The sequence below is a fragment of the Mesorhizobium humile genome (assembly GCF_033977215.1).
Lineage (GTDB): Bacteria > Pseudomonadota > Alphaproteobacteria > Rhizobiales > Rhizobiaceae > Mesorhizobium > Mesorhizobium humile.
The window spans coordinates 13,095-25,812 of sequence record NZ_JAVIIV010000023.1 but is presented as its reverse complement, the minus strand read 5'-3'; the positions used below and the strand labels follow the sequence as shown (position 1 = coordinate 25,812).

10 protein-coding genes are annotated in these 12,718 nt (G+C 63.3%); 7 read left to right on the top strand and 3 right to left on the bottom strand.

The window, feature by feature from the left end; translation table 11 throughout:
• Position 1 precedes the first annotated feature (1 nt).
• From tssM to RFM52_RS26930, 7 genes are read left to right on the top strand one after another with little or no spacing between them, the layout of a single operon-like run.
• Entirely contained in the window at positions 2-3,538 is a 3,537-nt protein-coding gene (tssM, locus tag RFM52_RS26960) for a type VI secretion system membrane subunit TssM (protein WP_320298728.1), read from the top strand.
• Complete coding sequence (gene tagF, locus RFM52_RS26955) at positions 3,520-4,062, top strand: type VI secretion system-associated protein TagF (protein ID WP_320298727.1); 543 nt, start codon at positions 3,520-3,522, stop codon at positions 4,060-4,062. The genes tssM and tagF overlap by 19 nt, the downstream gene beginning before the upstream one ends.
• Positions 4,062-5,126, top strand: a complete 1,065-nt coding sequence (locus tag RFM52_RS26950) for a DUF2169 family type VI secretion system accessory protein (RefSeq protein WP_320298726.1) — start codon at positions 4,062-4,064, stop codon at positions 5,124-5,126. Before tagF ends, RFM52_RS26950 begins: the two co-directional genes overlap by 1 nt.
• A 50-nt stretch (positions 5,127-5,176) precedes the next feature.
• Positions 5,177-6,193 carry a beta-ketoacyl synthase N-terminal-like domain-containing protein gene (locus RFM52_RS26945; RefSeq protein WP_320298725.1) on the top strand — a complete coding sequence of 339 codons (1,017 nt, stop codon included), beginning with the start codon at positions 5,177-5,179 and terminating at the stop codon, positions 6,191-6,193.
• Positions 6,193-7,143 (top strand): DUF4150 domain-containing protein, encoded by a 951-nt coding sequence (locus RFM52_RS26940; protein WP_320298724.1) that lies wholly within the window; start codon positions 6,193-6,195, stop codon positions 7,141-7,143. Before RFM52_RS26945 ends, RFM52_RS26940 begins: the two co-directional genes overlap by 1 nt.
• Before the next feature lie 13 nt (positions 7,144-7,156).
• A complete protein-coding gene (locus tag RFM52_RS26935; protein WP_320298723.1) occupies positions 7,157-7,714 on the top strand; it encodes an SMI1/KNR4 family protein in 558 nt (185 codons plus the stop codon).
• Between the two features lie 13 nt (positions 7,715-7,727).
• Complete coding sequence (locus RFM52_RS26930; RefSeq protein WP_320298722.1) at positions 7,728-8,675, top strand: type VI immunity family protein; 948 nt, start codon at positions 7,728-7,730, stop codon at positions 8,673-8,675.
• A 24-nt stretch (positions 8,676-8,699) separates the two neighbouring features.
• Here the strand turns inward: RFM52_RS26930 and RFM52_RS26925 are convergent, their stop codons facing one another.
• From RFM52_RS26925 to RFM52_RS26915, 3 genes are read right to left on the bottom strand one after another with little or no spacing between them, the layout of a single operon-like run.
• Entirely contained in the window at positions 8,700-9,782 is a 1,083-nt protein-coding gene (locus RFM52_RS26925; RefSeq protein WP_320298721.1) for a HEAT repeat domain-containing protein, read from the bottom strand.
• Positions 9,783-9,789: 7 nt separating this feature from the next.
• Entirely contained in the window at positions 9,790-10,215 is a 426-nt protein-coding gene (locus tag RFM52_RS26920; RefSeq protein WP_320298720.1) for a DUF6484 domain-containing protein, read from the bottom strand.
• 8 nt (positions 10,216-10,223) lie between these two features.
• A complete protein-coding gene (locus RFM52_RS26915; RefSeq protein ID WP_320298719.1) occupies positions 10,224-12,548 on the bottom strand; it encodes a type VI secretion system Vgr family protein in 2,325 nt (774 codons plus the stop codon).
• Between the last annotated feature and the right edge of the window lie 170 nt (positions 12,549-12,718).

Genomic DNA, 12,718 nt, shown 5'->3' with positions numbered 1-12,718 from the left:
GATGTTCATCCTGCGCTTCCTCTGGGCCGTCATCACCTCGCGTTTCCTGTGGACGCTGATCGGCATCGCGCTGCTTTCGCTGCTGATCTGGGTGTTCGGCCCGATCGTGCAGGTCGGTCCCTACGCGCCGTTCGAATCCGACAATGTGCGCATCGCCATCATCGCCGGGCTGATCATCCTTTGGCTGATCTGGCTGATCGTCGCGCAGCGCCGCGCGATCCGCGCCAACCGCATGTTCGTCGCCGAGATTGCGGCGCCCGTCGCCGAGAAGCAGCTCACGCCCGGCGAGGAGAGCGTCGCGGCGGTCGGAGCGAAGTTCGGCGAGGTGATGGCCGAGCTCAAGCGCCGCAAGCTCGGCGGCCGCAAATTCCTGCGCGAAATGCCCTGGTATGTGATCGTCGGGCCGCCGGCGACCGGCAAGACCACGGCGCTGCGCCAGTCAGGGCTCAATTTCCCGATCGACCTCACCGACGATCTGCAGGGCGTCGGCGGCACGCGCAATTGCGATTGGTTCTTTTCCGAGAACGCGGTGCTGATCGACACCGCCGGCCGCTACGTTCAGCAGGAAAGCCAGCCGGATGTCGACGCGGCGGAGTGGTTGGGCTTCCTCGATCTTTTGAAGAAGCACCGGGGCCGACGCGCGCTCAACGGCGTCATCGTCGCGCTGTCGATCGACACGCTCTCGGAGGGCGACGAGGCGATCAAGGCGCATGGCAGAAAAATCCGCCGCCGGCTGGCGGAGTTGAACGATCGGCTCGAGATCCGCCTGCCCGTCTACCTGATGCTGACCAAGGCCGACCTGATCAAAGGCTTCGAGGCCTTCTTCGGCGGCTTGTCGACGGCGGCGCGCGAGCAGGTGTGGGGAACCACGTTCCCGCTCGATGCCCGCGTCAACGCCGGCACGATCCAGACCGAGCTTGCCAGGCTGGCCGCCGAGCTTGAGCGGCGGCTGGTGCCGCGGCTCGAAGACGAGGACAAACTCGGCCAGCGCGCCGATATCTTCCGTTTCCCGGCGCAACTGGCAAGCCTCTCCGAGCCGATCCAGGTGCTGGTCGAGGCGATGTTCGGCGAAAGCCGCTACGAGGAGGCCGCCTGGCTGCGCGGCCTCTATCTGACCTCGGCGACGCAGGAAGGCGCGCCGATCGACCGGCTGACCGCCGCCCTTTCCTCGTCCTTCGGATTGCCGCCGCGCCGCGCCATGCCGGCGGCGCGCGTCGAGAAGCGCAGCTTCTTCCTCAGGAACCTGCTCACCGAAGTGATCTTCAAGGAAGCCGGCCTCGGCACATTCGATCCGCTGGCGCAAAGGCGCCGCGCATGGATCTGGCGCGGGGCCGCCGCCACCTGCGCGCTCGCCGCCCTGCTCGCCGGCGGACTGTTCACCTGGTCCTATCTCGACAACCGCAATGCGATCACCGAACAGGCCGGCCAGTTCGAGGCGCTGCAGCAACCGCTAACGGATGTCGCGGCGATGCCGGCCGCGGTCGAGCAGCCGACCATGGACGGGGCGCTGGCGGCGATGGACGCGGTGGCGACGGCCCGCACCGCGCCGCCGGACGCGATCCATAATCTGCTCGGCCCGACCGCCTCGGCAGAGCTGGTGCGCGCGCAGACAGACACCTACGACCACGCGCTGCGCAACGTCCTGGAGCCGCATATGGTCGCGCTGCTGGAGGCCACGATGTGGCGGCAGATCCGCGATCCGGATTTCATGCTCGGCGCGCTGAAGACCTACCGGATGATGACCGGCCTGTCGCAGATGGACACCGATTTCGTCCAGAACTGGTGGGTGAACAGCCTGCCGCAATTCGCGCCGGCCGCGCCCTTTCCGACCCCGGATGCCGAAGAGCACCAACTTGCCGCGATCCGCCGCATGGCTGTCGACGACAGCTACATCGCGCCTGACAAGGAACTGGTCGCCGAGGCGCTGAAGACGGTGTGCACCATCTCGCTGCCGGAGCGGGCCTACAAGCAGCTTCTGGCCGACCCGGAAGTGGCGGCGGTCAAGGAATGGGTGCCGGCCAATTTCGCCGGACCGAACGGCGCGAAGGTGTTCGCGCGCCGTTCCGACAAGACGCTGCGCGTCGGCGTTCCGGGCCCCTATACCTATGCCGGCTTCCACGATGCGATCCTCGACCGGGTCGAGGATGTCGCGGGACAGGCGGCGCTCGATCGCGCCGTGTTTGCCGGCGGCTGCTCGGAGAATTCGGAGACGTCTGTCTCGGCGCTGTCGGAAGACATCCTGAAGCTCTACTATGACGACTATATCGCGCAGTGGGATAGCTTCCTGCGCGACATGCGGCTGGCGCCGCTGACCGATCTCAATGTCGCCAGCGAGAATCTCAAGGATCTCTCCAGCGCCGACTCCGCATTGAAGCGCCTGCTGACCGCGGTCGTGCAGGAGACCGATCTGACCCGCTCCGACGATGCGGCGGCGAACGACAAGAACGCCGCCAACACCGGCTCGAAGCTGCTCAGCAAGCTCGGTAAACTCGGCAAGGTGGTAAAGACCGGCGCAAAGCTCCTGCCACGCGCGGGCTCGGCCGATCAGGTCGACATGACCGGCAGCCTGGTGGCCGAGCATTTCAAGCCGCTCAAGGGCACGATCGCCCAGGTCGACGGCCAGCCGCCGGCGCTCGACGCCGCCGTCGTGGCGCTGACGGCGCTGTCCAACGTGCTGCAGACGGTCACCGCCAACCCCAATCCGCAGGACGCCATCAAGAAGCAGGGCGGGCTTGCCGAACTGACTGGCGCGGTCGCGAGACAAGCGCAGATCCTGCCTTCGCCGATCAACGACTGGCTGGGCGGCATTGCCGGCGACACGAGCGGCCTGTCGCAAAAAGCCGTCACCAATGAGCTCAACGCCATCTGGCGCGCCGATATCCTGCCGTTCTGCCAGGCTGCGCTCAACAACCGCTATCCGTTCAGCCCGGACAGCGCGGTCGACGTCAACGTGCGCGATTTCCAGCGCCTGTTCGGGCCGACCGGCCTGATCGACGCCTTCACCAACGACCATTTGATCAACTATGTCGACACCGCCAGCGAGCCATGGAAATGGCGCGCCGATTTCGGCCTCGATCCTGCAGCGCTCGCGGCCTTCGAGCAGGCGCGCCATATCCGCGACGATCTCTTCCCCGGCGGCACCGGTCCGGTGATGAATTTCACCCTGGAGCCAAAGGACCTGTCGCCCAACGTGGCTCGCATGACGCTCAACCTCGATGGCCAGACCATGGAATACTACAACAACGCGACCAGGCCGCAGCCGATGACATGGCCGGGCAAGGACGGCACCGGCGTGATCTCGCTGGCCTTCCAGCCGGTCGACGGCTCGCCCGAAGTGATGCTCAACGAGACCGGCAGCTGGGCGTGGCTGAGAATGCTGCGCGGCGGCCGCTTCAACGCGACCAAGCTCACCGACGTCTACAGCCTGCGGCTCGGCACCAAGGGGATGTGGGCCGATTTCGAGCTCAAGGCGGCCAGCGTCGAGAACCCCTATACGCTTGAAATGTTCAAGAAGTTCACATGTCCGCCGCAGATCTGATCCTGCCCGGCTTCTACGGCAAGATGCCGGCCGCCGGCGATTTCGTGACGCGCCGGCTGCCGGGCGATTTCGTGCGCGTGTGGGACCGCTGGCTGGCGCAGCACATCGTGCCGCTGTTCGGGCTCGAAGCGTGGCCGACAAGCACGGCGCTGCGCTTCCTCAGTGGCCCTGGTGCCTTCGGCGGCTCGGCGGGCATCGTGCTGCAAAGCGCCGACAGGGTCGGTCGGCAATTTCCATTGAGCGTCGTCGCAAGGCTCCCGGAGGCGCCCCTCAAGCTGGCCTATGCGGACGCGTGGTTCGAAGGGGTCGAGAATGCGGCGCTTGCCGCGCAACGCGGAGAGTTGACGCCCGACCAACTCGACGCAGCGCTGGGCGTGCTGCCGGTTCCGCTTGTCGATGGCGAGGGCGATGTCATCGACGGGCTGGCGGCGTGGACGGGGCATACGGATATTTTCGACATTGATCCGCAGGCACCGCAGCCGACGCTCGAGCGGATTTTTGCCGCAAGCTGGGAGACCAGCTGATGTGGCAGGTCGAGAACGATACGCCGTTTATGGCAAGCGGGATCTGGACCCGAGGTCGGGACGGAGGCGAGGTCTGGATGGTCGCCGTAAGATGCAGCCTTCGCATCAATCCGGATGGGACAACGGCTGTCGCCGATGAACAAGAGCCCCCGGTCGTGGCCCCCAAATTCGGCAGCGGGCCGGGCGCCGGCAGTCTGGTGTACGATTCCGATTTCTACCTGACGAAACCGACGACCGACGTGCTGCTGCGCGGCCATGCCTACGCCGCTGAGGGCAAACCGGCGACGTCCGTGGACGTGAGTTTGAGAATAGGTGACCTGCAAAAATCTCTCCGAGTCACCGGGGATCGCGTCTACCAGCACTCAGTCTCCGGTGTCAGTGTCGGATCGCCGCAGCCTTTCATGCGCATGCCGCTGGTCTACGAGCGCGCGTATGGCGGGCGCGAGCCCGATCCGGTCAAGGATCCGGCGCGGCCCCACTTCGACCAATACAACCCAGTCGGGACCGGACTGGTGCCCGTGCCCGGCAAGATCGCTCCGAATATCGAAACCTTGGGCTCTAACGGCGGCAGCAAGGCGGCCGGTTTCGGACCGATCCCCGCGCATTGGCGCCAGCGTGTCCAACATGCCGGGACCTATGATGAAGCCTGGCAGAAAAATCGGTTCCCGCTCTATCCGTTCGACTTGGATGACCGCTTCTTTCTTTGCTCTCCCGAGGACCAGCGGCCGAAACATTTCTTCCGGGGGGGAGAGCCTGTGGAATTGCTGAACCTGACGCCGACCGGGCGCATGGCATTTCTTTTACCTCGCCTCGCCTTCCGGTTTGAGACGGACATCAAGGGCAAACCACGCATTACGCACCGGGGGACCCTGCACACCGTCGTAATCGAGCCTGACGTGCCGCGGGTGGTGCTGGTCTGGCGAACGTCGTTGCCGGCGCATGCCGATGTGCAGCGGCTGGACCGGACGCGCGTGAGCCTGTTGTCGGTGACGAACGCACACCCACGCTCGGTCCCGTCCGGGATCGATGAGGCTTGGCGCGATCCTGATGAAGAAGGTGGTTAAGGGCGATGAGAGTGGCGCTTATCGGATCAGGAGCCCGAACGGCCGTTGGCATGACAGCGGCGGCGACAGCGGCCGCGGTGCGTGCCGGTATCGCCGGTTTCGGCGAACATCCTTTCGTGGTGGACACTGCCGGCAAGAGCATGATCGTGGCCCTGGCGCCATACCTCGACATAGATGTGAGGGGAGCGGCCCGGTTAGCGGAACTGGCGGCGCCCGCCGCAGTAGAGGCCGTCGGACCTTCATCAGCGCCTTGGTCCGGCGAACTGCCGGTCTCCCTGTTCGTCGGCTTGCCGTCTGCCCGGCCGGGCCGCGCAAGCGACGTTGCGACCATCGTCGTTGACCGGCTGCGCGAGGAACTGGCTCCTCTGTGCCGCATCGAAAAAACCATCGTCATCGAATCCGGGCACGCTGCCGGAACGATGGCGATCGAAAGGGCGTGGCAGGCGGTGCGGTCGGGCGCCTGCGAGTTCGCGCTGGCAGGTGGCGTCGATTCCTATCTGGAGCCGGAAACGTTGGAATGGCTGGAAGAAAGCGATCAGGTTCACTCGGCCGGGGCGGAGAACAATCCCTATGGTTTCATCCCCGGTGAGGCCGCCGGGTTTGTTTTGCTGACGACCACAGCCGCGGCGCAAAGGTATCAACTCTCAGCGGCGCTAGAGCTCATGTCGGTTGCCATCGCTCGCGAAACCAACCTGATCAAGACCGATACCGTGTGCACCGGCGAAGGCCTGCTGGCGATGTTTCGAAACCTGGCCGGCGACCCGCCCGCAATTAAGGTAGACCATCTGTATTGCGACATGAACGGCGAGCCTTACCGTGCTGACGAGTTTGGCTTTGCGAGCATCCGCGCGGCCGAGCTGTTCCGCGCGCCCGACGCCTTTACGGCGCCCGCAGATTGCTGGGGCGACGTGGGCGCGGCTTCCGGTCCACTACTGCTCATGCTGGCCGAGGCGGCTACCAGGAAACGTTATGCCGAGGGACCTGTCCTGGCGGCATTCACGAGTTCGGAGTCGGGCGAACGCTGCGGGTTCCTCGTCCACGACCGCACGGAGGCGCGGACGCACTGATGTCGGTAACCGTCAAGATCAACGGCACGATGAACGGAATCGTTCACAAGGGCAGCTCCGACTTCGCGATGAGCACGGCTCCCGACGTGTGCAAGACACCCAGCCCCGGCGGACCTGTGCCCATCCCGTATCCCGTCATCATTTCGAACGCCAGCGACTTGGCCAATGGCACCACGACCGTCACGGCGGACGGGAACTCCTGCGCCATCAAGGGCTCTGAACTCAGCCGCTGCTCGGGCGATGAGGCTGGAACCGCGGGCGGTGTCGTGTCGAGCACCTTTATGAAGGAGGCGACATGGATCACGTATTCCTTCGATGTGAAGATGGATGGGGCGAACGTGTGCCGGTTCAGCGACAAGCTGAAGATGAACCACGGCAACACGATCTGCATGGCGGGCATTATCCCCGACGTGTGTAAGGCCGGCAGCAATCCGCTGATTATCAAATGCTCCGACTACAAAGAGGAACGGAACAAAGAGAAGCGTGAATGCGACATAAAGTGCATGTGCGCCAAATGTCTGGCGATGAACAAGCAAGGCGATTTTCGGCGTCAGGCCTCGCACGCGCCGCGGTCGGGCGGGCGAAAAAGCTTGCGCAAGCTCGGCAACGCGGGGGCCAACGCCTACCGCAAGGCGCTGACCGACCAGCTCCCCCCCAAAGGCACCGCCAAGCCCGATGACATCAAAGACAACTTCGTCCACAAATGCGCGCATGACAGATGGAAGGATCAGGGAGCCAAACCCAACCTGCCGGGGATGAGCCCTGATCACATGAAGGAAATCCAGGTGGGCGGTGCGACCAAGGACTTCGCGAACCTTAGGATGATGCCGTCCAAACCGAACGAATGGATTGGTTCGAAGATGAGGGCCTTCAAGACCACCGATTTTACCTACGCGAACGGGAAAAAGGTCAAGGCACACACGGGCGTCACGCTCGATTGCTGCAAATAGATGGATGGGAACGATGGCCAAGGATATCCGTGCACGGCTACAGGCTCTGGTCTCGAAACTATATCAGGCCCGGGAAGAGTTCTACCAGGTGGCGTTCGGTCAGTCCGCCGACCAGGTCCTCGGGCCGCCTGCCTCTGAGCAACAGCTACAGGCCTTCGAACGCAGCCTTGGTTACGCGTTGCCTCCAAGCTATCGCGAGATGCTGCTGCTGCACGATGGCTGGGTAGCCCTGGAGGACGAAGCCGACCTCTTGTCCCTGGCGCAGCGCCGTGAGGAGGAAATTCGTGACCGCGTCAAAAGCTTCAAGAAAATGATGCGCGAGGGAGAAGACCCCTACAATCCGGATAATCTGCTGATCGTCGGCGGCGCGGATACCACCTTTGTCGTTTACCTCGACATCGACGCCCGCCGGGCCGACGGCGAAATGGACGTCGTGGAATACACCTACGAAGAAGGAGAATTGGCCCGACATAAGGATATGGCTGCATATCTCAAGAGCAATTACGACGAGGTGCGCGCGTGGATCAAGGACGAGATGGGGGCGGACGCCGGTCCGGACCCTAAAGAGTAACCAGGGATTCCAGATGACTTCTCCCGCACTCCTGACACTGCCCTCCCCCGGAGATCTCGACTCTCCCCTGCTGGAGATCGGGCTCGACCTCACTATCTATGCAGAACGCCTATCGGTACCTGAATGGGAAGCGGTTCTCGATATCTACCGAAAATACGCGCCGGCAGACGTCTGGACGAAGGTTAAGGCTTCACCGGATATCGGCTTCAACAGGCTGCCGGCCGGCGACTATATCAATGCTCCGCTTTCGGATGACGCAACATTTCCGTTCCTGCACCGTATCCGTCATCGGACCATCCGAGGATGGCGCACGGAATTTCGCATCTGGGACGGCAAGCTCTCGCAAGGCTGGAGCGCCTGCATATACCGCCTCGCGCATCAGGCCAACGAGCCGGAGCACGCCTTCTACCGGTTTCTCTTTCCCTGGGACACGGCACCGGCTCTGGTGGCAAGCCTAGCCAACGAATTGGGAAAACACATCCAATATCTGTCCGGCCATGCCGGATTTTGTCACCTGTACGATCCCTACTTCAAGACAGCCGCTTTCGCCCAGATTTTCCCGTGGGCGAAACGCTACTGGGCTGTCGATGTCGAGGATTTGAACGCGGCCTTGCCGTTCATGCACAATGGCATGAAGGCAATTTCCTGGCTCACCTTCATCGGCGCCAAGTTCCTGGCCGATCCAAAACTCGCGCCCCAGCGACAGTCGTTGAAGACGATACCCGGCGCGGTGCTCAAGCCCTGCGGGTCCGGCGCACTGCTTCAGCTCGGGGAGAAACCCATCCTGGGCGACCGACACCGCCGGGAGCCTGAACTGGCCTCCTATTTCGCGGCCGGGTCTCTCCTCGATCCAGTATTGCTGACGGACATCACCGAATTCGAAGGACCGTTCGCCGAGAGGGCCTGCACGGTGGACTGGATCCATCGATTTGCCGCGCCGAAGGCCTGGACGTCCGCATAAACCTCGTGACCGTGCCCGGTTCAGTCAGCCAAGCAGGGCAGCCGCCCTTCCCCAGGCCTCCACCTTGTCGGCCACGGGCAAATTCGGACCGAAATCTCCGAAATGGGCTTCGAATGCCTGGCCGATTTCCGCTGGGTCGAGCGTGAAGAGATCCGCGTTGCGCGCCTCCGGAAAAAGCTCGAGCAACGCGCCGCCCGCCGCCACGGCGAGCGCCGGATCGCGCATCTGGTGAATAAGCCAGTTCAGGATCGTGCGGTCACCCAGCATGCCGGCCCCGCGCACGGCAAGCGACGCGGTGTCGGGCGACTTCAGCAACCCGCCCATCCAGGCCCGGACATCCTTGTCCGGCCCGATCTTCACAATGGTGCGCAAGGCAATCAGCGCGTCGGGTCCGTTCGCCAGGACCTGCTTGTGCAGTTCGGGCTTTGCCAGAGCGGCGTGACCGAGTTCGTTCAGCGCCAGGGCGCTGGAAAGGCGCACCGCCTCGTGTTGCGATTCCAGGGCGGCAGCGATCTCGCGCACCAGGTCGGCGCGCCTCACCTTGCCGGCAAGGCGCAGGCTTGTTGCGCGCACGCGCATATCAGGATCGCGGACAAGGCGGACGAGGAGGTCCTTGGGATCCACGCCGTGCTCCAGGCATGCGGCAACCGCGAGATAACGCTTGAACCCATCCTCGGAAGCGATCCAGTTGCGCACCAGCGGTCCGATCGCCTTAGCGTCATGCCATCCAAGCGCGCCGACCAGCCCATGCACTTCGTCGTCCCGCGTGCGGCCCAGTTCCACGGCTTCGAGAATACGTCGCCCATCCGTCTGTTCTATTGCCGTCCAGCCATAGAGGAACAGTTCGCCCCTCTCGGGAAAGTCATCATAGGCGGCGATGATGAATGGCCAGGCGGCAGCTCCGGCAACGCGCACACCGTCCAGATTGGCCTCCAATCGCCGGTCGATACCCGCGATAGCTTTCTCGTCCGGCGGCTTCTGCGCCGCCAGCATGTCGCGCTGCGCCCAGAGGAATGCGGCCTGCTCGACGTGCTGGCGTACGATGTCGGGGACGATCTGCTCTTGCGCCGCGATAGGCGGCCGGTTCAATTTCACCGCGCCCGCCATCTGATCGTCAATTCAGGCTGATCGACCCGCCGCGCATGCGGTTGGTCGCGGTCGCATGGCTGGCGACATAGGTGCCGCGGATAGTGATGCGGCCGTCCGCCTCCATCAGAATCGTAGCCTTGCCACAACGCAGTTCAAGCCGCTCCTCGGCATGGATCCGCACGCGCTCGCCATCGCGAAAGACCTGAGCTCCTGTTGGCTTTTTGGCGGGCTCTACGATACGGCCGACGATCAGCGGCTTTTGCGGATTGCCGTCTTCGAACAGCAGCGCGACCTCCTGTCCGATCATGTCGGAACTCAAGGCGGCCAAGCTGCGTGCCGGCAACGCTGTTTCCCGGGGATTGCCGGGAAAAACGACCAGCGGCTTGTCGTCGTCAAAGCCAAGAAACTGGCCAATGACGACACCGTCGATGCGATTACGCAGCTTTGCCATGCGCCCTCCTAATTCTCCGCAATCTTCGAGCCCTTCATGGTGATGTCGCCCGATGCCTTGATAACGATCTTGCCCGATCCCTTGACCGAGATATCCTTGCCCTCGATCGCGATCGAGCCGTCCTTCTTCATCATGATCTTGGCCGACCCGGTCTGGATAAGGATCTCGTCGCCTGCATTGATCACCAGCTTCTTGCCGACATTGATCGCGCTGTTTTGGCTAATGCCGATCGAACTGTCCTTTGCGACACTCAGCGAATGGGCGCCTCCGACATTCGTCGAGTCATCCGCGCCGATGCTTGCGCTGCGCGCAGCACCGACGTTGAACGATTGAGCGCTCCCAATGGTGACGCTTTGATCCGCGCCGATATTGACGGTCTGCCCGGCTCCGACATTCCAGCTGTCGTCAGCCCCGATATCATGGCTTTGGCTGATGCCGACACTGACAGCGCGGGTCGCGCCGATGGTGTTAATCTGCGCCGCGCCCACGGTTCTGGTTTCGGCGGCCCCCACCGTATCGACGCGCGCCACGCCCACCGTGACCGTCTGATTGAGCCCCACGGTCTGCGAATGATTGGCGTCGATGTTCTCCGTCGAATTGGCGACGACGTGTATCGTCTCGTTGGCCATAACCGTCAGCGACCGGTTCGCGCCCACCGTCTCGGTGTCGTTCGAGCCGATATTCGTCGTCTGGTCGACGCCGATCTTGACCGTCTTGTTGTTGCCGACGTCCTCGTCGAGGTTGTGGCCGACGGAGTGCTTGGCGTCGTGGTCGATGCGGTCTGACTGGTCGTGCTGGACCGTCTTGTTGCGGTCGTGCTTGATCAGCAAATGGTGGTCCTTCTGGGCCTGGAAATTGACCAGCTCGGAGCCCGCCTTGTCCTCGAACATCAGCTCGTTGTAGCCGCCACCGCCTTTCGAAGAATTCGACTTCCAGCCCGATTGCGTGGCGTTGCCCGGCAGGCCGTAAGGCGGCATCTGAGACGCGTTGTAGACACGGCCGGTGATGATCGGCAGGTCAGGGTCGCCTTCGATGAAGTCGACGATGACCTCCTGGCCGATGCGCGGGATCTGGATGAAGCCCCAGTTGCTGCCGGCCCAGGTCTGCGAGACGCGCACGAAGCAGGATGAGTTCTGATCTTTCTTGCCGAGCCGGTCCCAGTGGAACTGCACCTTCACCCGCGCATATTTGTCGGTGAAGATTTCCTCGCCCGAAGGGCCGACGACGGTCGCGGTCTGCGGACCGCGCATGATCGGGCGCGGCGTGATGCGCGGCGGCCGGTAAGGCAATTTGGTCGGCGCCACGCCGAGCACCACCTTGAAATTCTCGTTATGGGCCTCGTTCTGGGTCCGGTAGCCCGGGTCGAACAGCCGGTATTCGGCGCTGACCACCAGATAGTCCTGGTTCTGGTCGTCGCGCGGAAAACTCTCCAGCGTGAACTTGCAGCCGGAGAAAAGACCGCGAACCGTGCCCACCGCCGTGCTGTGCTGGTGCACGGCCTGGAGTTCCTCGCGGCGGATCCCGGCGATCTTGTCGCCCCGCCCGACGTCGAGATGCGCGCCAGGCTGGCGATAGTTCTCGCCCGAGGCCTCCTTGTGGCCGAAGGGTTGCGAGGACTTCGCCATCAGATCGGCGCCGGGCTTCTCGAAATCATAGTCCGTATGGGCATAGGCGCCCGGGCGCACCGCGCTGCCGGGAATCCATTCGGTGATGTATTCGACGTCGCGCCGCGAGGCCTGGCCCTCGAAATTGTAGAGCACCTTCTCGTAACCGGGCGCCGGCTTCAGCTTGCTCATCGCATCGCAGAGGATGAGCGTGTGCTTGCCCTCGTCATGCTCGAAGAAATAGAAGATGCCTTCGTGCTCGAGCAGCCGCTGCACGAAATCGAGATCGCTCTCGTCATACTGAACGCAATATTCGCGCGAGGGATAGGACCCCTGCAGCCGCTTCTCGAATTTGGCGATGCCATATTTCGAGAATATCTTCTCGACGATCTCCACCGCCGTCATGTTCTGGAAGATGCGGCAGTCGGTGGTGTTGCCGAGGAACCAGAGCCAGGGCCTGACGGTCGCCTCGTAGAAGGCCAGCCGGTCCTCGATGCGGGTCAGCTTGAAATCCGACACGAGGCCGCTGAACCAGCGCTTCGGATCGGATTCGCCCTCGACCGAAACGACGCCGCCCAGCATCTTCAGCGGATCGACGTCGCGGTTCTTCGAGACGAAGCCGACGGTATAGGCGAAACAGCGGCTGATCTCATCGCGGCCGATGAGATGGGTGAAGGTCAGGTCGGCGCCAGCCGGCGTCTGTACAACCGTAGCACGTTCGTTCGGCATGGGTCGTGCCCCTCCTCGACGCGGCCGCCAGTGTGATGGTTTGAAACCCCCGTTCTATTAACTGCATCACGTTCGGGAGCGTTCGAATTCACCGCACCGTAAGGGGTCAGCCTAGCACATGTTTGGAGGAGGCCAAATAACAGCGGCGGCTAAACCGCACCCGGGCACCG

What these genes read in the sequence shown, in the direction of transcription:
- tssM (WP_320298728.1), top strand. Translation starts at nt 2, where the DNA reads ATGTTCATCCTGCGCTTCCTCTGGGCCGTCATCACCTCGCGTTTCCTG.
- tagF (WP_320298727.1), top strand. Translation starts at nt 3,520, where the DNA reads ATGTCCGCCGCAGATCTGATCCTGCCCGGCTTCTACGGCAAGATGCCG.
- RFM52_RS26950 (WP_320298726.1), top strand. Translation starts at nt 4,062, where the DNA reads ATGTGGCAGGTCGAGAACGATACGCCGTTTATGGCAAGCGGGATCTGG.
- RFM52_RS26945 (WP_320298725.1), top strand. Translation starts at nt 5,177, where the DNA reads ATGACAGCGGCGGCGACAGCGGCCGCGGTGCGTGCCGGTATCGCCGGT.
- RFM52_RS26940 (WP_320298724.1), top strand. Translation starts at nt 6,193, where the DNA reads ATGTCGGTAACCGTCAAGATCAACGGCACGATGAACGGAATCGTTCAC.
- RFM52_RS26935 (WP_320298723.1), top strand. Translation starts at nt 7,157, where the DNA reads ATGGCCAAGGATATCCGTGCACGGCTACAGGCTCTGGTCTCGAAACTA.
- RFM52_RS26930 (WP_320298722.1), top strand. Translation starts at nt 7,728, where the DNA reads ATGACTTCTCCCGCACTCCTGACACTGCCCTCCCCCGGAGATCTCGAC.
- RFM52_RS26925 (WP_320298721.1), bottom strand. Translation starts at nt 9,782, where the DNA reads ATGGCGGGCGCGGTGAAATTGAACCGGCCGCCTATCGCGGCGCAAGAG.
- RFM52_RS26920 (WP_320298720.1), bottom strand. Translation starts at nt 10,215, where the DNA reads ATGGCAAAGCTGCGTAATCGCATCGACGGTGTCGTCATTGGCCAGTTT.
- RFM52_RS26915 (WP_320298719.1), bottom strand. Translation starts at nt 12,548, where the DNA reads ATGCCGAACGAACGTGCTACGGTTGTACAGACGCCGGCTGGCGCCGAC.